The 23,509-nt window shown below is 71.4% G+C and carries 20 protein-coding genes; 9 read left to right on the top strand and 11 right to left on the bottom strand.

The features are described from left to right. Positions 1-73: 73 nt before the first annotated feature. The gene (gene clpB / locus R6Y94_RS28680) at positions 74-2,665 is read right to left on the bottom strand and encodes an ATP-dependent chaperone ClpB (RefSeq protein WP_318398963.1); all 2,592 of its coding nucleotides are present in this window, start codon (positions 2,663-2,665) and stop codon (positions 74-76) included. Between the two features lie 150 nt (positions 2,666-2,815). Beyond that, complete coding sequence (locus tag R6Y94_RS28675; protein WP_318398962.1) at positions 2,816-3,139, bottom strand: hypothetical protein; 324 nt, start codon at positions 3,137-3,139, stop codon at positions 2,816-2,818. A 116-nt stretch (positions 3,140-3,255) separates the two neighbouring features. On the opposite strand from R6Y94_RS28675, the gene R6Y94_RS28670 reads away from it, so the two are divergent. The 3 genes from R6Y94_RS28670 (at position 3,256) to R6Y94_RS28660 (ending at position 5,599) form a co-directional block, all read left to right on the top strand. Next, positions 3,256-3,756, top strand: coding sequence for a cation:proton antiporter regulatory subunit (locus R6Y94_RS28670; RefSeq protein WP_318398961.1), 501 nt, complete (start codon positions 3,256-3,258; stop codon positions 3,754-3,756). Between the two features lie 6 nt (positions 3,757-3,762). Next, the gene (locus R6Y94_RS28665; protein WP_318398960.1) at positions 3,763-4,968 is read left to right on the top strand and encodes a cation:proton antiporter; all 1,206 of its coding nucleotides are present in this window, start codon (positions 3,763-3,765) and stop codon (positions 4,966-4,968) included. A 199-nt stretch (positions 4,969-5,167) separates the two neighbouring features. Then, the gene (locus tag R6Y94_RS28660; protein ID WP_318398959.1) at positions 5,168-5,599 is read left to right on the top strand and encodes a hypothetical protein; all 432 of its coding nucleotides are present in this window, start codon (positions 5,168-5,170) and stop codon (positions 5,597-5,599) included. 374 nt (positions 5,600-5,973) lie between these two features. On the opposite strand, the gene R6Y94_RS28655 is transcribed toward R6Y94_RS28660, so the two are convergent. The 7 genes from R6Y94_RS28655 to dnaK form a co-directional block, all read right to left on the bottom strand. Then, positions 5,974-6,612 carry a DUF4360 domain-containing protein gene (locus R6Y94_RS28655; RefSeq protein WP_318398958.1) on the bottom strand — a complete coding sequence of 213 codons (639 nt, stop codon included), beginning with the start codon at positions 6,610-6,612 and terminating at the stop codon, positions 5,974-5,976. A gap of 187 nt (positions 6,613-6,799) precedes the next feature. After that, positions 6,800-7,444: a DUF4360 domain-containing protein gene (locus R6Y94_RS28650; protein WP_318398957.1), complete on the bottom strand. Its 645-nt coding sequence runs from the start codon at positions 7,442-7,444 to the stop codon at positions 6,800-6,802. Positions 7,445-7,694: 250 nt separating this feature from the next. Then, positions 7,695-8,240 (bottom strand): DUF4360 domain-containing protein, encoded by a 546-nt coding sequence (locus R6Y94_RS28645; protein WP_318398956.1) that lies wholly within the window; start codon positions 8,238-8,240, stop codon positions 7,695-7,697. A 504-nt stretch (positions 8,241-8,744) separates the two neighbouring features. Next, complete coding sequence (locus R6Y94_RS28640; protein WP_318399084.1) at positions 8,745-9,137, bottom strand: heat shock protein transcriptional repressor HspR; 393 nt, start codon at positions 9,135-9,137, stop codon at positions 8,745-8,747. Positions 9,138-9,221: 84 nt separating this feature from the next. Further along, the gene (gene dnaJ, locus R6Y94_RS28635; RefSeq protein ID WP_318398955.1) at positions 9,222-10,409 is read right to left on the bottom strand and encodes a molecular chaperone DnaJ; all 1,188 of its coding nucleotides are present in this window, start codon (positions 10,407-10,409) and stop codon (positions 9,222-9,224) included. Positions 10,410-10,524: 115 nt separating this feature from the next. Continuing rightward, positions 10,525-11,499, bottom strand: a complete 975-nt coding sequence (grpE, locus tag R6Y94_RS28630) for a nucleotide exchange factor GrpE (protein WP_318398954.1) — start codon at positions 11,497-11,499, stop codon at positions 10,525-10,527. Positions 11,500-11,649: 150 nt separating this feature from the next. Beyond that, on the bottom strand, positions 11,650-13,530 hold the full coding sequence (gene dnaK / locus R6Y94_RS28625; protein WP_318398953.1) for a molecular chaperone DnaK: 1,881 nt from the start codon (positions 13,528-13,530) through the stop codon (positions 11,650-11,652). A 303-nt stretch (positions 13,531-13,833) separates the two neighbouring features. On the opposite strand from dnaK, the gene R6Y94_RS28620 reads away from it, so the two are divergent. From R6Y94_RS28620 to R6Y94_RS28605, 4 genes are read left to right on the top strand one after another with little or no spacing between them, the layout of a single operon-like run. Then, on the top strand, positions 13,834-15,765 hold the full coding sequence (locus R6Y94_RS28620) for an ABC transporter (protein ID WP_412102911.1): 1,932 nt from the start codon (positions 13,834-13,836) through the stop codon (positions 15,763-15,765). Continuing rightward, entirely contained in the window at positions 15,762-17,480 is a 1,719-nt protein-coding gene (locus R6Y94_RS28615; RefSeq protein ID WP_318398952.1) for a GTPase, read from the top strand. The genes R6Y94_RS28620 and R6Y94_RS28615 overlap by 4 nt, the downstream gene beginning before the upstream one ends. Beyond that, a complete protein-coding gene (locus R6Y94_RS28610) occupies positions 17,477-17,938 on the top strand; it encodes a hypothetical protein (protein WP_318398951.1) in 462 nt (153 codons plus the stop codon). The genes R6Y94_RS28615 and R6Y94_RS28610 overlap by 4 nt, the downstream gene beginning before the upstream one ends. Before the next feature lie 9 nt (positions 17,939-17,947). Beyond that, complete coding sequence (locus R6Y94_RS28605) at positions 17,948-19,177, top strand: hypothetical protein (RefSeq protein ID WP_318398950.1); 1,230 nt, start codon at positions 17,948-17,950, stop codon at positions 19,175-19,177. A 293-nt stretch (positions 19,178-19,470) separates the two neighbouring features. Here R6Y94_RS28605 and R6Y94_RS28600 read toward each other — a convergent pair whose 3' ends face one another. Further along, positions 19,471-21,003 carry a M28 family metallopeptidase gene (locus tag R6Y94_RS28600; RefSeq protein ID WP_318398949.1) on the bottom strand — a complete coding sequence of 511 codons (1,533 nt, stop codon included), beginning with the start codon at positions 21,001-21,003 and terminating at the stop codon, positions 19,471-19,473. 392 nt (positions 21,004-21,395) lie between these two features. Between R6Y94_RS28600 and R6Y94_RS28595 the strand changes: the two genes are divergently transcribed. Then, entirely contained in the window at positions 21,396-22,091 is a 696-nt protein-coding gene (locus R6Y94_RS28595; protein ID WP_318398948.1) for an NUDIX hydrolase, read from the top strand. Positions 22,092-22,225: 134 nt separating this feature from the next. Then, the gene (locus tag R6Y94_RS28590) at positions 22,226-22,612 is read left to right on the top strand and encodes a hypothetical protein (protein ID WP_318398947.1); all 387 of its coding nucleotides are present in this window, start codon (positions 22,226-22,228) and stop codon (positions 22,610-22,612) included. A 103-nt stretch (positions 22,613-22,715) separates the two neighbouring features. On the opposite strand, the gene R6Y94_RS28585 is transcribed toward R6Y94_RS28590, so the two are convergent. Then, the gene (locus tag R6Y94_RS28585) at positions 22,716-23,501 is read right to left on the bottom strand and encodes a hypothetical protein (protein ID WP_318398946.1); all 786 of its coding nucleotides are present in this window, start codon (positions 23,499-23,501) and stop codon (positions 22,716-22,718) included. Between the last annotated feature and the right edge of the window lie 8 nt (positions 23,502-23,509).

Below are 23,509 nucleotides of genomic sequence, written 5' to 3'. Positions count from 1 at the left end.
CTCAGGCTCACCGACGGACGGCGGAGCCGGCCCGGTCCGCCATGGGGTCGGGCCGGCCCCGCCGGCGGTGTGCTCAGACCCGGACGACGGTCAGCGACTCCTTGGTGTCCGCCAGGTCGACCCGGACGGTGTCGCCGTCGCGCACCTCGCCGGCCAGCAGCGCCCTGGCCAACCGGTCGCCGATCGCCGACTGCACCAGCCGGCGCAGCGGCCGGGCACCGTAGATCGGGTCGTACCCGTGCTCGGCCAGCCAGCTCCGGGCCGCGTCGGTGACGTCCAGGCCGAGCCGCCGGTCGGCGAGCCGCCGCCGCAGCCGGTCGAGCTGGATGTCCACGATCCCGCGCAGTTCCTGCCCGGTGAGCGAGGCGAAGACCACGATGTCATCGAGCCGGTTGAGGAACTCCGGCTTGAAGTGCGAGCGGACCACCGCCAGCACCGCCTCCCGGCGCTCCTCCTCACCCAGGGTCAGGTCGGAGACGACCGCCGAGCCGAGGTTGGAGGTGAGGATCAGGATGGCGTTGCGGAAGTCGACGGTACGCCCCTGGCCGTCGGTGAGCCGGCCGTCGTCGAGCACCTGGAGCAGTACGTCGAAGACGTCCGGATGCGCCTTCTCCACCTCGTCCAGCAGGATCACCGAGTACGGCCGGCGACGCACCGCCTCGGTGAGCTGTCCGCCCTCCTCGTAGCCGACGTAGCCGGGCGGGGCACCGACGAGCCGGGCCACCGAGTGCTTCTCGGCGTACTCGCTCATGTCGATCCGGACCATGGCCCGCTCGTCGTCGAAGAGGAACTCGGCGAGCGCCTTGCCCAGCTCGGTCTTGCCGACGCCGGTGGGGCCGAGGAAGAGGAAGCTGCCGGTGGGCCGGTCCGGGTCGGCGACCCCGGCGCGGGCCCGGCGTACCGCGTCGGAGACCGCGGCGACCGCCTCGGCCTGGCCGACCACCCGGGCGCCGAGCGACGACTCCATCCGGAGCAGTTTGGCGGTCTCGCCCTCCATCAGCCGGCCGGCCGGGATGCCGGTCCAGGAGGCGACCACCGCGGCGATGTCGTCGGCGCCGACCTCCTCCTTGAGCATCGCCCCGTCGGTCTGCAACCCGGCGAGTTCGCCCTCGGCCCGGGTCAGCGCGGCCTTCAGCTCGGGGATCCGGCCGTAGCGCAGCTCGGCGGCGCGTTCCAGCTCGCCGTCCCGCTCGGCCCGCTCGGCCTCCCCGCCGAGCCGCTCCAGCTCTTCCTTGGCGGTGGAGATCCGGGTGATGTGCTCCTTCTCCAGCCGCCAGCGCTCGCTGAGCGCGGTGAGCTGCTCGCGCTTGTCGGCCAGCTCCTTGCGGAGGCGTTCGAGCCGCTCGGCCGAGGCCGGGTCGGGCTCCTTGGCGAGCGCCATCTCCTCGATCTCCAGCCGGCGTACCGCCCGCTCGATCTCGTCCACCTCGGTGGGCCGGGAGTCGATCTCCATCCGGAGCCGGGAGGCGGACTCGTCGACCAGGTCGATCGCCTTGTCCGGCAGGAACCGTTCGGTGATGTACCGGTCGGAGAGGCTGGCGGCGGCGACCAGCGCGGCGTCGGTGATGCGTACGCCGTGGTGCACCTCGTAGCGCTCCTTGAGTCCACGCAGGATGCCGATGGTGTCCTCGATGGTCGGCTCACCGACCAGCACCGGCTGGAAACGCCGCTCCAGCGCCGGATCCTTCTCGATGTGCTCGCGGTACTCGTCGAGGGTGGTCGCGCCGACCATCCGCAGCTCACCCCGGGCCAGCATCGGCTTGAGCATGTTGCCGGCGTCCATCGAGCCCTCGCCCCGGCCGGCGCCGACCACGGTGTGCAGTTCGTCGAGGAACGTGATGACCTGGCCGTCGGAGTTCTTGATCTCCTCCAGCACCGACTTCAGCCGCTCCTCGAACTGCCCCCGGTACTGCGCACCGGCGACCATCGCGCCGAGGTCGAGCGAGACCAGCTTCTTGTCCCGGAGCGACTCGGGGACGTCACCGGCGACGATCCGCTGGGCCAGCCCCTCGACGATCGCGGTCTTGCCGACGCCCGGCTCGCCGATCAGCACCGGGTTGTTCTTGGTACGCCGGGAGAGCACCTGGACCACCCGGCGGATCTCGGCGTCCCGGCCGATCACCGGGTCGATCTTCCCGTCCCGGGCGCTCGCGGTCAGGTCGACGCCGTACTTCTCCAGCGCCTGGTAGGTCTGCTCGGGGTCGGCGGTGGTGACGCGGCGGTCGCCGCCGCGTACCGTGGGGAAGGCGGCGACCAGGTTCTCCTCGGTGGCGCCGGCCTGCTTGAGGGTGTTCGCGACCGCGCCGCCGACCCGGGCCAGCCCGGCCAGCAGGTGCTCGGTCGAGGTGTACTCGTCGCCGAGCGGCCGGGCGATCTGTTCGGCCGCGCCGATCGCGTTGACGAACTCGCGGGACAGGCTCGGCTCGGCGACACTGGATCCCCGGGCGGCCGGCTGGTTCTCCACGGCCCGGGCGGCGGCCCGCCGGATGTCGGCCGGATTCGCCCCGACCGCCCGCAGCAGCCCGGCGGCGGTGGACCCGCCGGTGTCCAGCAGGGACAGCAGCAGGTGCCACGGTTCGACGGTGGCGTGGCCGCGCTGGTTCGCCGTCGCGACGGCGCCGGTGATGACTTCGCGGCTCTTCGTGGTGAGACGTTCGGCGTTCATGGGCTCCCAATACGGTTCGCCGGCCGTGGCACGGGCCGGCATCGGCAGCGTGGCGGGCGGTGACGCCGCCGCCCGGCGACACCACCTCCAGTACGAACGACACAACCAGAGTTGAGTCTATTCCACTCAACTCCAATGTCGTGACGTCGGTCACATTCGAGCCAACCGCACCTCGACCCACCGCCGCTCGGTACCGGAGCCGAGCCCGAGCCACACCCCGCCGCCGGGCGGATGCGCCCGGGTCCGGTCCTCGGCGTGGTACCCGACCAGCCAGGCGTCGCCGTCGGCCGCCAACACCGGCAGCACGTCCCCGAGGTCGCCGTCGACCTCGGGCAGCGCCGTCGTCCGCCAGATCCACCCGCCGTCCGGCGAGACCGACGCGTCCCCGATCGGGCCGGCGGCGCAGCCGGCGACGAGTGCGACGGTGAGGACCGCCGCCGGCACCGACCCGGTACGTCCTTCGGAAACGCGCATCGGTCACCTCCACAGAGCACCGACCCCCGACCGACGGTACGGTTCCGGACCGATCCGCCACCGGGGCGGGCCCGGCCCATGCAGCCCTCGATCGACGGACGGGTACGGTTGGTTACGTGCGAGTACGTGTGGAGCAGACGGCGTTGCCCGGGATCGGCGTACGCCACGACGTGGTCACCGCCTCCGGACGCCGGCTCGGTGTGGTCACGCATCGCAACGGCCGACGGGATCTGGTGCTGTACGACCCCGACGATCCGGACGCCTGCACCGCCGATGTCCCCCTCACCGACGACGAGGCGGAGGCGCTGGCCGACATTCTCGGCGCCTCGCTGATGCTCGGCCAGCTCTCCGGGCTGCGCCAGCAGGCCGCCGGGCTGCTCACCGAGCAGATCGCCATCCCGGCCGGCTCGCGGTACGTCGGCCGGCGGCTGGGTGACACGCAGACCCGCACCCGTACCGGCGCATCCATCGTCGCTGTCCTCCGGGAACGCGAGGTGATCGCCTCACCCGATCCGACCTTCCGGTTCGAGGCCGGCGATGTCGTGGTCGTGGTCGGCACCCGCCAGGGACTAGACGGTGTCACCGCGATCCTCGCCGAGACCGACCCGGACGGCTGACGGGAAATGCATCACACCACTGTCCTGCTCATCGAGGTCGGTGCGCTGCTGTTCGTCCTCGGACTGCTCAGCCGACTCAGCCGGCGGATCGGGCTCTCACCGATCACGCTCTATCTGCTCGCCGGGCTCGCCTTCGGGCACGGCGGGCTGGTGCCGCTCTCGGCCAGCGAGGAATTCTTCGAGGTCGGCGCCGAGATCGGTGTGATCCTGCTGCTGGTCATGCTGGGCCTGGAATACTCCGCCGGCGAACTGGTCGGCAACCTGCGCGCCGCGGCGCCGGCCGGACTGGTCGACGGCGTGCTCAACGCGCTGCCGGGGGCGGCTTTCGGGCTGCTGCTCGGCTGGGGCTGGGTCGGTGCGGTAGTGCTGGCCGGGGTCACCTGGGTCTCCTCGTCCGGCGTCATCGCCAAGGTACTGGCCGACCTCGGCCGACTCGGTAACCGGGAGACTCCGGTCATCCTGTCGGTGCTGGTCATCGAGGACCTCGCGATGGCGCTCTACCTGCCGCTGGTCACCGCGATCCTCAGCGGTCAGAGCCTGCTCGGCGGGGGTATCGCGCTGGCCATCGCGGTCTTCACCGTGGTCGTGGTGCTGGTGGTGGCGATCCGGTACGGCAACTTCCTCTCCCGGATGCTCTCCGCCCGGGACCCGGAGGCGCTGCTGCTCGGCGTATTCGGGCTGACCCTGCTGGTCGCCGGACTCGCGGCCGGGCTCCAGGTGTCGGCGGCGGTCGGCGCCTTCCTGGTCGGCATCGCGCTTTCCGGTCCGGTCGCACACAACGCGACGGAGTTGCTTTCGCCGCTGCGCGATCTCTTCGCCGCCGTCTTCTTCGTCTTCTTCGGCCTGAACACCGACCCCCGGGCCATCCCGCCGGTGCTGCTGCCGGCGCTCGCGCTGGCCGTGGTCACCATGGCCACCAAGGTGCTGACCGGTTACCTGGCGGCGAAACGGGTCGGCATCGGGCGCCCGGGCCGCTGGCGGACCGGACTGGCGCTGTCGCCGCGCGGCGAGTTCTCCATCGTCATCGCCGGGCTGGCCGTCACCACCAGTGTGGTCAATCCGCAACTCGGTCCGCTGGCGACCGCGTACGTGTTGATCACGGTGATCACCGGTCCGATGTTGGCCCGGCTGCCCGACTTCGGCTGGTTCAAGCGGTGGCTGCGGCGGTCCGCCGCCGCCGCCGCGCCGACACCGGCTCCGGCGGCGGAGTGAGCTGGGGCGCGGCGGGTGCCGCGCTCCACATGTCGGGATCACCGTTCGGTCGGTTCCACCAACGCGTAACGGGTTGATGAAATAGCACTTGGCGGCCCTTTCGCAGGTTGGCAACAGCGCGTTACCGTGTCGCCGCAGTAGCCACAGGTCTTGCGGGGGCCGGGGTGCCCGGCAGCCGCGCGAGCGGAAAGGCGGCCCGTTGAGCGTGCAGGACTCTGCGTTCCGGGGCTTTGCCAACCCGGTAGACCCGTCCCCCACCGAGCTTCGTGCCTGGGCCTACGAACCGGACTCGGTCCCGCTGCATACGATGCCGAAGGACTGGGACCTGCTGGTCTCCGGCGACCGGCTGATCGGCACGCTGTTCGAGCTGGCGATGGACCGGTCGTGTCCGGCCCGCCGGTTCGCGCTGCACTGCCTCTACATCTATGCCGCGGACGGCATCCGGACCAAGTTCCAGGCCCATCCGAAGCGGCGGTTGCGGAAGCTGGTCGAGCAGGCCGAGCGGCTCGGCGACGAGCCGATGGTCATCTGGGCGCACAACACCCGGATGCTCCAGGCCAGGCCGGAACTGTTCGACTACCGCGACTGGTGCGAGGGCGGCCTGGTCCGGCAGTCCCGCCGGCTGAGCTGACCCGGGTCGGCCGGACGAGCGGTGGGCCGGGACCCCCCGTGGACCCCGGACCACCGGCCACCTCTGGTGCCGGTGCGGAGCACGGGACCTGACCTGCATACCGGAGGACCGCGAACTGCGGAAGCCGCACCACGGGTCAGGTTACTGATCTCACCGGTCCCGTGTGCCGGAAACCGGGCAGCGGGCCGGGAGAGGACCCTTCGGGGTCACTGGCCCGGAGGTCCGGCAGGAAGAGCTGGCGCTCGAAGCACCTCTCGACGAGCGCCAGCCGAGTTCTTCGCTTGAGCCGTCGCGACGCCGGACGGCGGCTGCCGTACCGGTGCGCGTGGATGTTGCCCTGGCTCGGGCACGCCGGGACCCGGTCCCGGCGAGGTCTACTCGCACCGCATCCAGTTGAAGTGGTACGTCGTGCTGACTCCGCCGTCGGTGGAATCCATCATCATGAAGCTGGTCGACTTCGGGTCCGACGTACCCCGACTCACCCGCAGCTCCGTGTTGATGTTGAACAGCCGCACCTCGCCACAGGGGGCGTAGACCAGCGAGGCTACGTCCGTGGTGTCGGTCGTCTGCCAACTGTCACTGACCGGGCCGGCGAAGTTGTGCGTCCGGGCCGCCGTCGGCGACGTGCCCTGGATGTAGTAACTCGCCCGCTGCATGCCGCTGGCACCGCGTTCGAGATGGGCGAAGCCGCGGTAGTCGGCCTGCCCGATCGCGTACGTGAAGCCACCCGGGACGTCCACCTTGAGGACCAGTTGGCAGTTCTTCCGGAAGTCGGTCGGCAGGGCACCCGCGCCGGCCTGGGCGAGATAGTCGCTGTAGGTCACCGTGAAGGCGGTGTTGTCCGGCGCCGTGGCGACCGCCGCCGTGCCGAGCCGGCAACCCGACCCGTTGACCGTCACGATCTCGATCGTGATGCGCTCTGCCGGCGGATTCGTGGTCGGTACGGGATCGGCGAGTACCGGCAGACCCATTAACGACGCCGCCAGGCTGCCGATGACTAATGTGTGCAACATTTCCGGGGCTCCCTTCGGTCACCGTCGCGCGAGCCGTTGCCCGCGCGATGTATCAAACGTCATCCAACGATCGGATGACCCTCTTCGCCGGTGCCCGCACGGCCCGGACAACGCCGACCGGGCGGGCCCCGTCCCCAGGGCCGGGATGCCGGAGCAGATTCCCGCATCCCAACCCGGAGGCTTCACGTCAGGACTCTTCGCACTTCTTCCATGCGAAGTGGTAGATGGTGTTGATGCCACCATCGGTCGAGTCCATCGCCATGAAGCTGGTAGTGGTCGCCGGGTTGGACGTCCCGACGTTCACCCGCAGCTCGGTGTTGATGTTGAGGAAGCGCATCTCGCCGCAGGGCGCGTAGCTCACCGAAGTGAGCTCGGAGGTGTCGGTCGTCTGCCAACTGTCGTCCAGCGGGCCGCTGAAGTTGTGGTTCTTGTACGTCGTCGGCGAGGAGCCCTGGAAGTAGTAGTTGGCCCGCGACACCGCGGTTGCACCGTTCGCCAGGTAGGCGTAGCCGCGGTAGTCGGCCTGGAGAATGGCGTAGGTGAAGCCCTCCGGGACGTGCACCTGCAAGGCCAACTGGCAGTTCTTCCGGGCGTCGGTCGGCCGCGCCCCCACGCCGACCTGGGCGAGATAGTCGCTGTAGGTCACCGTGAAGGCGGTGTTGTCGGGGGCGACCGCGACGGCCGCGGTCCCGGCCGGGCAACCCGAACCATTGATGGTAATAACCTCGATGACAATCTTCTCGTCCGGAGGCTCCACGGGCGGATCCGTCGGGATGACAATCCCGCCGAGCATCGAGGCAACGAGACTGCCAATGGCCAGCACACTGATCATGGGTTCCCTCCCGATCGTGGCGATAATGTCGCGCGCGCAGGCACACCTTAACTCTATTTATTGAACTGCGTCAATGTCTTAAAGTTGAATGCGTATTGACCGAAAGGGTGGTACTACGACCCGCAACCGAATACACAGGGCCCCCGGGCCAGGCTCGATGGACATTCACAATTCCATCGGCCGGCCCGGGGGCCCTGATTCGCGCTAACCCGACAAACTGCCGCCGGGGGACGCGTTTACGGCGGCGCGGTCAGCACTCTTTCCAGCTGAGGTGGTAGACACTGCGCACACTGCCCCGGCTCGAATCCATGGTCATGAAGCTCGTGCCGTTGTCGGCGCTGCCGCCATCGACCCGCAGTTCGGTGTTGACGTTGAGGTTGCGCGCCTCGCCGCAGGGTGCGTAGACCAGGGCAGCCGCCCGGTCGGAGGTGCGCCAGCCGCCGCTGTACGGCCCGGTGAACTCGTGGCTGGTCTGCGCGGTCGACGAACTGCCCATCCAGTAGTAGTGCGAGTGCTGCGAGCCGCTGGCTCCCCGCTGGAGGTACGCGAAGCCCTGCAGGTCCACCTGGGCCACCGCGAAGGTGAGCCCCTGTGGGATGTTGACCCGCAGATTGAGCTGGCAGTTCTTCCTGAACTCGGTCGGCTTCGCCCCGGCACCGGCCAGCACGAAGTAGTCGCTGTAGCTCACCGTGAAGGCCGTGTTGTCGGCTGCGGTGCTCACCTCGGCCGTCCCCGCCGGGCAGCCCGATCCATTGACGGTCTCCACGCTGATGGTGACCCTTTCGGCAGGAGTCACCAAAGGCTCGGTAGCTACCGTCGAGGCAAACAATGCCGCGAGTACGCCGCCGACAGCCATCACGTTGGACATGGTAGTTCCCTTCCGGTCGTCGCGATGCGGTCGCGCCCGCAGCCCACCATAGTCAGAACATTGATAGCCGTCAATTAAACAATCTTGTAACCGTGCACATTCCGGAAACTGTTGATCAGTTCCTTCGCTCGGGTCACAAGCATCCGCAGAGCCGCGTCATAGCGCGGCACCAAGACACGACTCGGCGGCCCGCCACCCCTTACCCGGACCGGGCCGGATGGACAAGACGCTTCATGACCTTCACCGGGAGCGTACGGAGAAAGATGCCGGAGACCGGCGGTACAGCGGACTCCGACGCCACCGCTATGTACGGTGAAGCCTCCCGGGCTCCCCGGGGTAATGGTTTCCGAGCCTTCTGGCTAACGGATTCCGAGAATCGGGCGTAATGTTCCCGAAACACCCGGCGTAGTGCTTTCGGAGCAGCCGGAGAGGTCAGGCCGACGGGCCCGAGGTGCGGCGGGGGCGCCAGACCACCAGCGCGGTCGAGGGCCGGCTGGTCGGCACCAGGTCCCGGCGGGGCAGCCCGCCGAGCGCCTCCAGCTCGGCCACCCGGCGATAGGCGGCCTCCAGCTCGGCCTGTAGGCCGGCGATCCGCTGCTGGAGTTCGTCGACCATCTGCTCCAGCACGATGATCCGCTTGATGCCGGCCAGGTTGACACCGTCGTCCTGGCTGAGCCGCTGCACCTCACGGAGGAGTGCGACGTCCCGGGCGCTGTACCGGCGACCGCCGCCCGGGGCGCGACCGGGCTGCACCAGCCCCATCCGGTCGTACTGGCGCAGGGTCTGCGGGTGCATGCCGGCCATCCGGGCCGCGACCGAGATCATCAAAACCTTGGCGTCGGACGCCTGCTCGATCGAGACGACGACATACTCCTCGGCCACCTTGATCACCTCCGCGTTGCCAACAGCTCAGTTGAAACGACGCACCCGGACGTCGAGATGTTCCCGTGCCGCCGCCGGAGTCTGCGCGGCGAACTCCTCCAGCGCCTTCCTGGCCTCCGGGGAGAGCTGCTCGGGGACCACGATCTCCACGGTCACCAGCAGGTCACCGGCCTGGCCGTCCCGCCTCACCACACCCCTGCCCCGGGCCCGCAGCGTACGGCCGCTCGGGGTGCCCGGCGGCACCCGCAGGGTCACCGCCGAGTCCAGCGTGGGCACCCGCAGGTCCGTTCCGAGCACCGCCTCCGCGATGGTGATCGGCACGGTCAGGGTCAGGTCGTCGCCGCTGCGCCCGAAGAGGTCGTCCTCGCGGACCTTGACCAGGACGTACAGGTCGCCGGGCGGGCCGCCCCGGTCACCGGGCTCACCCCGGCCGGCGAGCCGGATCCGCTGGCCGTCCGCGACCCCGGCCGGAAACCGCACGTTGAGCGTGCGGGACTTGGTCACCCCGCCGGTGCCCCGGCACTCCGGGCACTTCTCGTCCACGATCGTGCCGACGCCCTGGCACTCCCGGCACGGCTCAGAGAAGCTGAACGAGCCCTGGTTGCGGGTGACGACTCCGGCGCCCCGGCACTGCGGGCAGGTCCGGGGCAGCGTACCCGGCTTGGCGCCGTCACCGTGGCAGGTGTCGCAGACACCGGGAGCGCGCAGCGTCAACGGCACCGTCACCCCGCGTACGGCGTCGTCGAAGTCGAGCATGACCTCGGCCTCCACGTCCCGGCCCCGGGCCGGGCCACGGGTCCGGGTGGGACCCCCGCCGGAGAAGATCGAGCTGAACAGGTCGGAGAAGCCCGCCCCACCGAACCGACGGTCCCCGCCGGCCGCACCGCCCGGCTGGCCAACACCGCCGAAGAGGTCCGACACGTCGAACGGATATCCGCCGGGCCCGCCCGACCGGGCGTTGCGGCGGAACGCGCCCGACCCGAAGAGCGAGCGCATCTCGTCGTACTCCTTGCGCTTGCGCGCGTCGGCGAGCACGTCGTACGCCTCGGAGACGGCCTTGAACCGCTCCTCGGCCTGGGCGTCACCCGGGTTGTGGTCCGGGTGCGATTCCCTGGCCAGCTTGCGGTAGGCCTTCTTGATCTCGTCAGGAGAGGCGGACCTGTCCACCCCCAGTACGGCGTAGAAGTCCTTCTCCAGCCAGTCTTTGGAACTCATCGGTCGTCCACCTCCTTCCCCTGTGGCGGGGGGGGGGGGGGGGGGCGCCCCCCCCCCCCCCGCGGCGCACCGGCTCAACCTCGCTTCGACCCGGTTTCCTCGACCGCCGGAGCGCTCACTCCGGCTCCGGATCGGCCACCGCGACCAGCGCGGGCCGCAGCAGCGAATCGTTGACCTGGTAGCCCCGCCGCAACACCTCGACACAGGTCGGCTCGGTGACCTCGGCCGAGGTCTGGTGCGCGACCGCCTCGTGCTGGTTCGGGTCGAACGGGTCGCCCTTCTCGCCGAACGGGGTCAGCCCGAACTTGGCCAGGGCGGTGTTCAACTGCTCCGCCACCGTGCCGAACGGCCCGACCAGGTCACCGTGCTCGCGGGCCCGATCCAGGTCGTCGAGTACGGGCAGCAGCGCGGCCAGTACGACCCGGGTGGCCCGGTCCGCGTCCCTGGCCCGCTCCCGGTCCATCCGCTTGCGGTAGTTGGCGAACTCCGCGGTCACCCGCTGGAGGTCCCTGGTCCGCTCGTCCAGCTCGGCCCGCAGCGCGGCGAGTTCGGCGCCGAGCGGGCCCGGACCGTCGACGTCGGCGGTGGCCTCGGTGACCGGCGTGGCCGGGGCGTCCACCACCGGTCCGTCGGCGCCGGACGGTCGCTCCGCCGCCAGCACCTCGGCGAGCTCGGTGTCGTCGACCACCGGGGTGGCCGGGTCGGTGGTCGCCGCCCCGGAGTCGTCGACGGTCACGTCGCCCGGACCGGTGGTCGCGTCGTCCGCCACCTCTGACCCGCCCTCGGCCGACTTCGCGTCGTCGACCGAAGCCGCGGCACCGGTTGACGCGGTGTCGTCCACCTCTCCGGCGGCCACCACCGGCTCGGTGTCACCCGGCGGCTCCGGATCCGGGTTCGGATCCTTCGCCGCCAGGGTGGTCCCGTCGGTCGTACCGCCCGAGCCCGGCTGGTCGCCGGTCGGGTTGATCTTCCGGTTGTTCCGGATGACGACGCCCTCGCCGTCCGTGCCCGAGGCAGGGCCGGCGGGCGCGGAGCCACCCGGCGCCGATCCGGTGGACTCCGGCTCGGCGGCTCGTGGCTTGTCCGTCATTCAGCTACCTCGATCCGTTGTGCTTACGGCCAGCCCGGGTACGCGGGGAACGCGTCATCACCGAACCTTCTTCAACCTCCCCTTGCGGTCCGATGGACCGTAGGGTCGGATACGGTGCGTGAGCGCCGCGCGGTCCAGGTGGAAAAGGGTTCACTTCTTGTCGTCCTCGTCGACGATCTCCGCGTCCACCACGTCGTCGGCGCCGCTCTTGGCGCCGGTCGGCCCGGCCTCCGGGCCCGCGTCGGCGGCACCCGGCTGCCCCGGCTGCTCGGCCTGCTGCTGCGCGTAGAGCAGCGAGCCGGCCTCCTGGGAGACCTTGAGCAGCTTCTCGTGGGCCGACTTGACGTTCTCCAGGTCGGTCCCGCCGAGCGCGGAGCGCAGGTCACCGAGCGCCTCGTTGATCTTGTCGCGCGGCTCGGCCGGCAGCTTGTCCCCGCTCTCGGCGAGGAACTTCTCGGTCTGCCACTGGAGCTGCTCGGCCTGGTTGCGGGTCTCCGCCTCGTCCCGGCGCCGCTTGTCCTCGTCGGCGTGGTCCTGGGCGTCCCGCATCATCCGCTCGATGTCGTCCTTCGGCAGCGCCGAGCCGCCGGTGATCGTCATCGACTGCTCCTTGCCGGTGCCGAGGTCCTTCGCGTTGACGTGCACGATGCCGTTCGCGTCGATGTCGAAGGTGACCTCGATCTGCGGCACACCGCGCGGTGCCGGCGGCAGGCCGGTCAGCTCGAAGGTGCCGAGCTTCTTGTTGTACGCCGCGATGTCCCGCTCGCCCTGGAAGACCTGGATCAGCACCGACGGCTGGTTGTCGTCGGCCGTGGTGAAGACCTCGGAGCGCTTGGTCGGGATGGTCGTGTTGCGCTCGATCAGCTTGGTGAAGATGCCGCCCTTGGTCTCGATGCCCAGCGACAGCGGGGTCACGTCCAGCAGCAGGACGTCCTTCACCTCGCCCTTGAGCACACCGGCCTGGAGCGCGGCACCGACCGCGACGACCTCGTCCGGGTTGACGCCCTTGTTGGGCTCCCGGCCAGTGAGCTGCTTGACCAGCTCGGAGACGGCCGGCATCCGGGTCGAGCCGCCGACCAGGATCACGTGGTCGACGTCGGAGACCTTGACCCCGGCGTCCTTGATGGCCTGGTCGAACGGACCCTTGCAGCGGTCGAGCAGATCCTGCGTCATCCGCTGGAACTCCGCCCGGGTCAGCGTCACGTCGAGGTGCAGCGGCGCCGACGGGGCACCGTCGCCAGCCGCCGGGCCGGCGGTGATGTACGGCAGGTTGATGCTGGTGGTGGTGGCGGCGGAAAGCTCGATCTTGGCCTTCTCGGCCGCCTCGCGCAGCCGCTGCATCGCCATCTTGTCCTGGGACAGGTCGACCCCGTGCTGGCCCCGGAAGGTCTTCACCAGGTGGTCGATGATCCGCTCGTCCCAGTCGTCGCCACCGAGGTGGTTGTCACCGCTGGTCGACTTGACCTCGATGACCCCCTCGGCCAGCTCCAGCAGCGACACGTCGAAGGTGCCGCCGCCGAGGTCGAAGACCAGGACGGTCTGCTCCTTGGAGCCCTTGTCCAGCCCGTACGCCAGCGCCGCCGCGGTCGGCTCGTTCACGATCCGCAGCACGTTGAAGCCGGCGATCTCCCCGGCCTCCTTGGTGGCGGTCCGCTGGGCGTCGCTGAAGTACGCCGGAACGGTGATCACGGCGTCGGTGATCCGCTCACCCAGGTACGCCTCGGCGTCCCGCTTGAGCTTCATCAGCGTCCGGGCGGAGATCTCCTGTGAGGTGTACTTCTTACCGTCGATGTCGACGGACCAGTTGGTGCCCATCTCCCGCTTGACCGACCGGATGGTCCGGTCCGGGTTGGTCACCGCCTGACGCTTGGCGACCTCACCGACGAGCACCTCGCCGTTGCGGGCGAACGCGACGATCGAAGGAGTCGTCCGCGAGCCCTCGGCGTTCGCGATGACGGTGGGCTCACCGCCTTCGAGAACGCTGACGCAGGAATTCGTCGTGCCGAGGTCGATTCCGACCGCACGTGCCATCTTCGCTTCCTCGCTTCGTTACAAGGCAGGTGACGGGCACCGCCCGCAGCACACCCACCGCAAGTTGAGTGGACCGGACTCAATAGTGCCACGATCCGCCGTACGCGCAAAGTCGGACTTGAGTCACATCGACGCAACCCGTACCACGGCTTCCACCACCGCGAATGCCTCGACACGGCCGGGCATCGACAGTGGTCGTGGGGATCCGGACAGCCGGCCAGGAAACCGACGGCGGGCAGTGCGTTGATCCGCGAGCAACGGTGCCTGTTGTCTGTGTTGCAGGGATCGGGCAGTCTTTACCCCGTGACGACCCACGGCGAACCGGCCACCGGCCTCGGCACGCCCCTGGTCGGCCCGGAAAACCCCATCGCCGACGCGGATCGCGAGCAGGCCGATACCACCCTCCAGGACCCACCGGCCGGCGACCCGGCCGGTCCGGCGGACCGGGTGCCCCCGGCCGTCCCCACGCCGCCCGAGACCGTCCCCGCCGCCGTGGAGGGCCGGCCCCCGGCCGGCGACGCTGCCTCTGACCTGCGCTGGGCGCTCACCCGGCTGCGGACCGCGATCGACGTCACCGCCTATCCACTGACCCTGCCGGGAGCGGACGAGGCCCGCCAGCTCGGCTCGGCGCTGCGGGCCCAGCTCGCCGACTACCTGCTACCCCGACTCGCCCGGCTCGACGCGCCGCTGCTGGTGGTCGTCGGCGGCTCGACCGGCGCCGGCAAGTCAACCCTGGTCAACAGCCTGGTGCAGGCCCGGGTCAGCAGTGTCGGCGTGCTCCGGCCGACCACCCGCTCGCCGGTGCTGGTCTGTAGCCCGCTCGACGCGGCCTGGTTCCGGCAGGGCGAACTGCTGCCCGGGCTGACCCGGACCACCACCCCCGGCGACCTGCCGGACACCCTGCACCTGGTCACCGCACCCGCCCTGCCCGCCGGGCTGGCCTTCCTGGACGCCCCGGACATCGACTCGGTGGTGGACGCCAACCGGGCGCTCGCCGCCCAACTGCTCGCCGCCGCCGACCTGTGGCTCTTCGTCACCACCGCCGCCCGGTACGCCGACGCGGTGCCCTGGGAACTCCTGCACACCGCCCGACTCCGCGGTACGGCGATCGCGCTGGTCCTCGACCGGGTGCCACCGGCCGCCACCGACGAGGTGACCGCGCACCTGGCCGAGATGCTGGCCGAACACCAGCTCGGCGCCGCGCCGCTGTTCGTACTCCCGGAGACGGTGGTCGACGGGCAGGGGCTGCTGCCGGGGCGGCTGACCGAGCCGCTGCGCTCCTGGTTCGGTCGGCTCGCCGCCGACTCGGAGGCCCGGGCGGCGGTGATCCGGCAGACCCTGGACGGTGCCGTCGCCGCACTCGGCCCGGCCGTCGGCAGCCTGGCCACCGCCGCCGACCAGCAGGCGAACGCCGCACAGACGCTGGACGAACGGGTCCGGAGCGGCTACCGGGGCGCCCGCCGCTCGGTGGAGGAGGCGCTCCGGGACGGCCGGCTGCTCCGCGGCGAGGTGCTGGCCCGCTGGCAGGAGTTCGTCGGCACCGGTGAACTCTTCCGCACCCTGGAGGCCCGGGTCGGCCAGCTCCGTGACCGGCTCGTCGCCGCGGTGACCGGTCGCCCCGCCCCCAACGCCCAGCTCCGGAGCGCGATCGAGTCGCAGCTCGTCACGCTGCTGCGGGAGTCCGCCGCCACGGCCGCCGAGCAGACCGCCACGGCCTGGCAGACCCATCCGGCCGGCGCCGCGCTGCTCACCAGCGAGCTGTCCCGACCGGGCGAGGACCTGCCGGAACGGGCCGAGCGGCTGGTCCGGGACTGGCAGCGCGGCGTGTTGGAGCTGGTCCGCGCCCAGGGCGGCGACAAGCGTTTCGTGGCCCGCAGCGCGGCGTACGCGGTGAACGCCACCGGACTGGCGGTGATGATCGCCGCCTTCGCCTCCACCGCGTTCATCCCGACCGGGCTGGAGGTGGCGGCGGCCGGCGGCACCACGGTCGCCGCGCAGAAGGTACTGGAAGCGATCTTCGGCGACCAGGCGACCCGCAGCCTGGCCACCCGGGCCCGGGCCGAGCTGCTCGGGATGGTCGACCGGCTGTTCGACGAGGAGGCGGCCCGCTACCTGGCCCGCACCGCGACGGCCGGCGTCGACGCCGGCCACGGCGACCAGCTCCGCGAGGCGGCCCGGCTGGTCCACGCCGCGCGGGCCGGCGCCGCCGGGACGGTCGGAGCGGAGGCCCGATGACCGACATCCTGGGCAGGGTTCGGGACGCGTTCCGCCCCGACCAGCGGGCCGACCCGGATCGGCTGGTCGAACGCCTGCACGCGGTCAACCGGTTCCTCGGCGCCGTCGACGGCCACCTGCCCGACGAGCGGCTGGTCGCGGCGCACACCCTGATCGAGCGGGCCGGCACCCGGCTGGCACTCTCGCTCAACCACACCGTGGTGGCACTGGCCGGTGCCACCGGCAGCGGCAAGTCCAGCCTCTTCAACTCCCTGGCCCGGTTCGAGATGTCGCCGGTCGGGGTACGCCGGCCGACCACCGGGGTCACCCATGCCTGCGTCTGGGGGCCGCTGGACGGCGCGACCCGGCTGCTCGACTGGGTCGGCGTACTGCCCCGGCACCGGTTCGTCCGGGAGAGCGCGCTGGACGGTGCGGACGAAGCGGCGCTGCACGGCCTGGTCCTGCTCGACCTGCCCGACTTCGACTCGGTGGAGTGGTCGCACCGCTCCGAGGTGGACCGGCTGCTCGGCCTGGTCGACCTGGTCGTCTGGGTGGTCGACCCGCAGAAGTACGCCGACAAGGTGCTGCACCGCAGCTACCTGCGCGAGTTCCACCGGCACCGGGACGTCACCGTGGTGGTGCTCAACCAGGCCGACCGGCTGTCCCCGGACGAACTGCCCCGGGTGCTCGCCGACCTGCGCCGGCTGGTCGACGCCGACCAGCTCACCGGGGTACCGGTGCTCGCCACCTCGGCGCTCGGCGACGCCGGCACGGCACCGCTGCGGGGCGCCCTGGAGCAGGCGGTCGCGCAGCGGCAGGCGGCGCTGCGGCGGCTCTCCGGAGACGTGGACACGGTCATCGAGGGGCTCGCCGGACTGGTCGACCCCGGACGGGCCGACGACGACGTGGACCGGCCGACGATCCGCCGGCTGATCGACGCGCTGGCCGCCGCGGCCGGCGTACCGGCGGTGGCCGAGGCGACCGAGCAGGCGTACCGGCACCGGGCGGTGGCCGCGACCGGCTGGCCGCTGGCCCGGGGCCTGCGACGGCTCCGTCCCGACCCGCTGCGCCGGCTGCACCTGGCCGGGGCGCCCGCCGAGCCGGAACGTCCCGCGGAGCCCGGCGGGCTGCTGGGCATCATCGAGCGCCCGTCGGTCGGGGCGACATCGGTACCCGAACCGAGCGCGGCACAGCGCTCCGCCGTCGGACTCGCCGTCCGGGCGGTCGCCGACCGGGCCGGGGCGACGCTGCCGAGCCCCTGGCCGGCGGCGGTGACCGCAGCGGCCCGGTCCCGGCTGGCCGACCTGCCCGACGCGCTCGACCGGGCCGTCGCCACCACCGATCTCGGGATGGACCGCCAGCCGGTCTGGTGGCGGCTGGTCAACGCGGTGCAGTGGCTGGTCACGGTCACCGCGGTCGTCGGCCTGGGCTGGCTGCTTCTCGGCTACGCGGTACGCGCCCTCGGGCTGCCGGAGCTGGACTATCCGATGGTCGGGGTGGCGCCGCTGCCCACCGTCGCGCTGCTCGGCGGCCTGCTCTGCGGTGCACTGCTCTCGCTGCTGGTCAAGCCCGTGATCAGGTGGGCCGCCCGGCGGGCCCGGTGGCGGGCCGAGGGCCGGATGCACGACGCGGTGGCCGAGGCCGCCCGGGGCTACGTGGTGACCCCGGTCCGCGAGGTGCTGCGGGCGTACGCCGAGGCACGCTCCGCGCTGGGCGTCGCCGCCGGGCGCCGATGAGCCGCCGCGTCCTCGGCGAGCGGCACAGCGGGACGACCACGGGCAGGTGGCGGGCGATACTCGTCCGGGGCGGGCTGGTGCTGCTCGGCGTGCTGCACATCTCCTGGGGGGTGCCCGCCGTGCTGGCACCGCGCTGGTTCTTCGACAACTTCCCCGGCTTCGGGCTCTCCTGGACGGCCGGCTACCCGCCGTACAACTCACACCTGATGACCGACGTCGGGGCGGCGTTCCTGACCCTGGGCGCGATGCTGCTGGCCGCCGCCTGGTTCGACGACCGGCGGGTCACCGTCGTGGTGCTGAGCGGGCTGCTGATCTTCAGTACCGTGCACCTGGTCTTCCACCTGGCGCACATCGGCACGCTGAGCAGTGCCGATCTGCTCGCCAGCCGGGGCACGCTGTTGCTCGGCGTGCTCGGCCCCGGCGCGCTGCTCGTGCTGCACCGGCGTCCTCGGGCGTAGGGTCGGTCCATGGCCTCGCCTCGGACCCCCTTTGAAGCCGTGCTGCATGCCGCCCGCGACGTGACCAAGCTCGACTGCGCACTCGACGCCGAGATGCTCGGCACCGCACTGCTGGGCAGCGTCTACGCGATCGCGGAGGAAGATCGCAACAATGCCGTCCGGGATTTCGTGGGCGACTTCCTCTCCGCGACGTCCCGTCGGCGTACCGCCGCCGCGACCACGATCCGGACCGTCTTCGCGGCCCTGGTGCCGGACGCCGCTGGCGCCGCCTCGGTCAAGCCCGGCGCGCAGGCGCCGTCCTGGTCGGGCCAGCTCGGCAAGGTACGCCTGACCGGCAGCTACGCCTACGGCGACGTGTACGGCGACCAGACCTCCTACCTCGCCACCTTCGCCTACGACGACAGCACGTCGGGCGGGCCGGAGCACGCCGTGGTGGCCCTGGTGGACCACAACATCGGCATCACCAAGGACGTCTTCGTCGGCGGTCCCGCCGAGCGGATCCTCGGTCAGGTCCGGGAGATGTGTGCCGGCGACGCGCTGACCTGGTTCCGGGAGGAGGATCCGGCCCGGCTGCGCGGCGAGGTGGCCCGGCATCTGGTCATCACCGACGAGCTGGGGGACCTGCCCGACGAGGGCTCGCTGGCCACCGACCGGACCCTGGTCGGCGCCCGGCTGGCGCTGCTGCCCCGGCCCTCACCGGCCGCCACCGTCGACGACGAGCCGGAACCGCTCTCCACGGCCGAGCGGGACCGGCTGGTCCGGTCCTTCCTCGCCTCGCCCGAGGCCGCCCGGTTCGGGCTGCCCGAGGTGCCCGAGGCCGACCTCGCCTCGCTGCACTTCTGCCTCAGCCTGGTGTTGGACCACTCGGCGACCTTCTCCGACCCGGACCCGCTGCGGTGGAGCCCGGCGGTGGCCGGGTTGTTCCTGCTCGACTGGGTGCACCGGCGGGCGGTACTCGACATGGACGACGCGGCGATGCTGCCCCGGGTCGTCCGGAGCTGGGCCGCGTACGCCGCCCGGCTGCGGGGACTGCCGGGCGAGGCGGCGTCCCAGACCGACACCTCGATCGAGGAGATGGTGCCGGAGTTCGTCCGGCTCTACACCACCGGGGAGCGGCGAAGCCCGGCGACGGCGGCGGTGGCCCAGCTCATCGCCGACGGCGTCGACCCGAACGACCCGGCGGCGCTGGACGCCTGGATCGAGGCGAACCGGCAGCGCATGGACGACGAGCCGGCGTAGCCGCCGGTCAGCCTTCCCTGACCGGCTGACCCAGCAACTTTGCCCGGCGGGCGGTCAGCGCGGGCAGGTCCATCCGGACCGGCGGTTTGCCGTGGTGTAGCCGTGCGGGCCGGGCCGGTCGAGGGCGATCGGGGCGGCGGTCATCGGACCTCCGGGATCGGTCGGAGAAGCCACGAGGTCAAGGCTACGGGTGGGACGTTCACGAGCGCCACGCCAACTCCGGAGCACCGACAGTTTCACGTAACGGCGACGGGGCGGCGCGAGTGCGCCGCCCCGTCGTCCGGTACCGAAAATCAGATCGCGACCTCGTGGTCGTCGTGCAGGCCGCCACCGCCACCGGCCGGCGCGGTGGTGCCGCGGGTCGGTCCGGTCAGCGGGGTGTGGAGGCTGCGGGTGTCGTAGGCGTACGTGATGAGCGCGTGCGCGACCGCGTCGGACATCTCGTCGATCGCCTTCAGGCTGATGTTGTCGATGTCGTCGCAGGCCTGGTGGTAGCACGAGTCGTAGGGGGCACCGGCGGTGCCGCCGTAGACCTGGGCCTCCTCGGCCGTCTTGACCAGCTCGGCCCCGGTGAAGAGGCCGCCGGACGGGATGTCCACCCCGGCCGCGATGAACGGTCCGTAGTCACTGCGCCCGGAGAACGGCGTCTCGGCCGAGGCCAGCCGCTGCGACCGGAAGTAGTCGTGGAAGAGCTTCTCGATCGCTCCCGAGCCGGGCGGGCCGGCCGCGGACCCGGTGCCGGGCGGGAAGGCCGAGTTGTCGCCGTCGTAGACGAACCGGACGTAGTTCGGCGAGCCGACCATGTCGAAGTTCAGGTAGAGGGCGATCTTGTCCCGCTCCGCCTGCGGCAGGTTGGCGATGTAGTACGTCGAGCCGACCAGGTTGGCCTCCTCGGCGCCCCAGAGCGCGAACCGGACCTTGTTCCTGGTGGGGAACCAGCGCAGCTGCTCGGCGATCTCCAGCAGGGCCCCGCTGCCGCTGCCGTTGTCGTTGATGCCCGGACCCTCCGGTACCGAGTCGAGGTGCGCACCCGCCATCACCACGTTGCCCGGGTCGCCCCAGCGCGACTCGGCGAAGATGTTCTCGGTGGTGGCCTGGCCCCGGAAGGTGTCGGTGAAGACCCGCAGGGTCAGACCGGCGGCGACCTGGCCGACCAGCTCCTGGCCGAGCGCCTGCGAGACGCCGACGGCGGCGAAGTCCAGGGTGTAGTCGTTGCCGAGGGTCCCGGAGAGGTCGCCCGGGATGTTGTTGTAGATGACCACCGCCGCCGCGCCGGCCGCCGCCGCCGTACTGGCCTTCTGCCCGAACGGGCAGGTGCCCCGGCTGATCACGACGATGGTGCCGACGTTGGCCGGTCCGAAGTCGCCCGGTTCGCAGCCCTGGGAGTCACCGGCCGGCACGCTGGCCGGGGCGGTCACGTCGGCGCTGCCCGAGTAGCTCATGATCCGATGTGGCAGGTCGCCGGCGGGCGCCGAGACCCGGTCCAGTTCGGACGGAGTGTTGATCAGGAAGGTCTGGAAGTCGAACGCCTGCCGGGTGACCCGGTATCCGGCTTTCCGGAACACCTTTTCCGCGTAGTCGACCGACTTGTCATATCCGGGCGCGCCCGAGGCTCGGTTGCCGTTGTTGCGGTCCGCGACTTTCTGTAGCTCTTTGAGATGCTTGTGTACGCCCTTGGCCGTGACGGCCTTGCGCAGCACCCAGGAGCCGAGGCTCCCGAGGCCGGAACTGGCCTGTGCCGGCGCGGGCGCCGCCACCACCGCGAGCGCTGTCACGAGCGTGGTGGCGAGTAGACCACGACTCCACCGTTTGCTGGTGCGACCCACGCTGCCTCCTGTCGGGTCACCGGGGTTACCGGTCTTATCGAGGGAGGTCAGCATAGCTACGCGTCACTGGCCGGTGAATAGTCCGCACGAGTGTGCTTACCGCCCGGTAGTGCGGGACCGCGGCGAATGATCGGCCATCGATGGCCGGCGGGCCACGACCTGGGAGAGCAGGCCGGGCCCGCCGACACCACCGGTGAGCGGCCTGGCCCCCCCGCCAGCCGATCCGGGCGGCGGCGCTGGCCCGGAGGCCAGCGCCGCCGAAGGCCGTCGTTGCCGGTCGACGACCTTGTCCCGGTAGTTCGGTCCGGCCGGTGAGTGCGGGACCGAATCCTTTCTCGTCCTACTGACGATAACCGCTGTGATAGCTTCTCGTCAAGGTGGTGATAATTCAGATGGCCGAATTTCCGCCGTTCGCCGTGACCGTCGACCTGGTGGTGCTCACCGTGCGGGCGGACGAGCTCTGCATCCTGCTGGTACGCCGGGGCGTGCCGCCGTACCACGATCGCTGGGCGCTGCCCGGCGGGTTCGTCGGTTTCGACGAGGACCTGCCGGACGCCGCCGCCCGGGAACTGACCGAGGAGACCGGAGTTCCCGAGCCGATCGGCCATCTCGAACAGTTGGGCACGTACGGGTCGCCGAAGCGGGACCCCCGGGGTCGGGTGGTCACCGTGGCGTACCTGGCGCTGCTGCCGGACCTACCGCCTCCGGTGGCCGGCACGGATGCGGCAGCGGCGGACTGGCTGCCGGTGTCCCGGGTCGCCGACGCCCGACTCGCCTTCGACCACGACGTCATCCTGGCCGACGGTCTCGAACGGGCCCGGGCGAAGCTCGAGTACACCCCGCTGGCCACCGCGTTCTGTCCGCCGGAGTTCACCATCGCCCGGCTGCGTACGGTCTACGAGACCGTCTGGGGCGGCCGGTTGGACCCGCGCAACTTCCACCGCAAGGTCACCAGTACCCCCGGCTTCGTGGAGCCGGCCGGCCGGGTCACCGAGGGCGACCGGGGCCGGCCCGCCCAGCTCTTCCGGCGCGGTCCGGCCGGACTGCTGCACCCGCCGATGCTCCGTCCGTCGGTCAGCCGGAACTGAGCCGTGCCTCTCCCTTGCCGCATCCGTCGTCGGCCACCACCCGGGCGAAGGCACGGACGGGGCCCGGCTGGGGACGACCAAAAGACCTCCGATCTTCTCAGGGGTCAAGTGGCGGGGGTTGGTTGGATGGCGGGATGGACTACCGGAAGCTCTTCGCGGACGTGCACCGACGTCCGGGCCCGTTCACGCTGGACGGCTCGTTCCACGATTTCACGGTCTTCATCCGAGGTTGCGAGGCCGGCAACGACCGGCAGTTGCTTGCCGGGTTCCGGGAGTGGCTCGTGGCCCGGTGTGGGCACGGCGACAATCTGATCTGGGAGGCGCTGGTGTTGTGGCAGGCGTTCCCGGACAGGCTGCCGCAACCCGAGGAGCTTCAGGCGGATCCTGAGCTCAACAAGGCCGCCGTTGAAACGCTGTTTCTGCTGCTTGACGAGTTTCTGCAGCGACGGGCAGAGCATGGTGGCCTGGCTAAGATCTTCGATGAGTATCTGACCTGGAGAAACGCGCAGAGCTGGTCGTGAGTCAGGCGGCGGCGGTGTTCTGCCGTTTTCCGAATGCCTTGCCAGCGCCGGCCGGGGGCACCGCGAGAGGGCGGTCCGGCACGCCACCCCGGGAGGCGCCGGCTCAGGACGGCGCTGCGGCGGGCGGGGTGCTGGGTACCGGTGCGGGGGTCGGAGCGGGGGTGGCCGGATGGCCGGTCGGCCCGGGGGTGGCGACCGGTCCGGCCGAGGCCGTAGTGCCGGGTGTCGGCACGGTGCTGGTCGGCACCGGCGCGGCGGGGGCGGACGGGGCGTCCGTCGGCGCGGGTGAGCTGGTCGGCCCGGCGGAGGGCGCCCCGGTCGGGTACCCGGGCGACGCCGACGGCACCGGAGACGGCGACGTCACCGGCGGTGGGGCCGGGGTGGGCGACTGGGTCGGCGGCCGGACGGTCGGAGACGGCGGTGTGCCGGGCTCGTTCCCGGCGGGTGGGTCGAGCTGCGACGGCACCCGGCCGGGTTCGCTTCCGGTCGGGCTGGGGCGGTCGGGCACGGCGCTCGTCGGGACGAGGAACGGCAGCCAGCCGGTCCGCCCGGATCTGGCGCCCGTACCGGCCGGTCCCGGTTCCACCAGCGGCGGGACGGTCGGGTAGCCCGGCAGTGCACCCGGCGAGGGTGGGGCGAACGGGGTCGCGTCGGCCGGGCGCATCCCGTCGGAGACGGTCGCCGAGCCGCTGCCGATGGCAGCCAGGATCGGCAACGAGGAGGTGCCGGCCAGCAGTGCGACCGTGAACAGGTACCGGCGGGCCGGGCGTCCGAGCCCTTCCGCCCGATGCACCCCGGTCACCCTCCGATACCCGACGTGCGCGCCGCCGGACCGGCGGTGCCGGGCCAGCAGCACGGGAGCCGGGGGCTCGTAACCGTGGTTGGGCACGGAAAACT

Source organism: Plantactinospora sp. KLBMP9567 (genome assembly GCF_033446045.1).
Taxonomy (GTDB): Bacteria; Actinomycetota; Actinomycetes; order Mycobacteriales; family Micromonosporaceae; genus Plantactinospora.
This window is presented reverse-complemented; position numbering and strand designations above follow the sequence as displayed.

What these genes read in the sequence shown, in the direction of transcription:
- clpB (WP_318398963.1), bottom strand. Translation starts at nt 2,665, where the DNA reads ATGAACGCCGAACGTCTCACCACGAAGAGCCGCGAAGTCATCACCGGC.
- R6Y94_RS28675 (WP_318398962.1), bottom strand. Translation starts at nt 3,139, where the DNA reads ATGCGCGTTTCCGAAGGACGTACCGGGTCGGTGCCGGCGGCGGTCCTC.
- R6Y94_RS28665 (WP_318398960.1), top strand. Translation starts at nt 3,763, where the DNA reads ATGCATCACACCACTGTCCTGCTCATCGAGGTCGGTGCGCTGCTGTTC.
- R6Y94_RS28655 (WP_318398958.1), bottom strand. Translation starts at nt 6,612, where the DNA reads ATGTTGCACACATTAGTCATCGGCAGCCTGGCGGCGTCGTTAATGGGT.
- R6Y94_RS28650 (WP_318398957.1), bottom strand. Translation starts at nt 7,444, where the DNA reads ATGATCAGTGTGCTGGCCATTGGCAGTCTCGTTGCCTCGATGCTCGGC.
- R6Y94_RS28640 (WP_318399084.1), bottom strand. Translation starts at nt 9,137, where the DNA reads ATGATCTCGGTCGCGGCCCGGATGGCCGGCATGCACCCGCAGACCCTG.
- dnaJ (WP_318398955.1), bottom strand. Translation starts at nt 10,409, where the DNA reads ATGAGTTCCAAAGACTGGCTGGAGAAGGACTTCTACGCCGTACTGGGG.
- grpE (WP_318398954.1), bottom strand. Translation starts at nt 11,499, where the DNA reads ATGACGGACAAGCCACGAGCCGCCGAGCCGGAGTCCACCGGATCGGCG.
- dnaK (WP_318398953.1), bottom strand. Translation starts at nt 13,530, where the DNA reads ATGGCACGTGCGGTCGGAATCGACCTCGGCACGACGAATTCCTGCGTC.
- R6Y94_RS28615 (WP_318398952.1), top strand. Translation starts at nt 15,762, where the DNA reads ATGACCGACATCCTGGGCAGGGTTCGGGACGCGTTCCGCCCCGACCAG.
- R6Y94_RS28610 (WP_318398951.1), top strand. Translation starts at nt 17,477, where the DNA reads ATGAGCCGCCGCGTCCTCGGCGAGCGGCACAGCGGGACGACCACGGGC.
- R6Y94_RS28605 (WP_318398950.1), top strand. Translation starts at nt 17,948, where the DNA reads ATGGCCTCGCCTCGGACCCCCTTTGAAGCCGTGCTGCATGCCGCCCGC.
- R6Y94_RS28595 (WP_318398948.1), top strand. Translation starts at nt 21,396, where the DNA reads ATGGCCGAATTTCCGCCGTTCGCCGTGACCGTCGACCTGGTGGTGCTC.
- R6Y94_RS28590 (WP_318398947.1), top strand. Translation starts at nt 22,226, where the DNA reads ATGGACTACCGGAAGCTCTTCGCGGACGTGCACCGACGTCCGGGCCCG.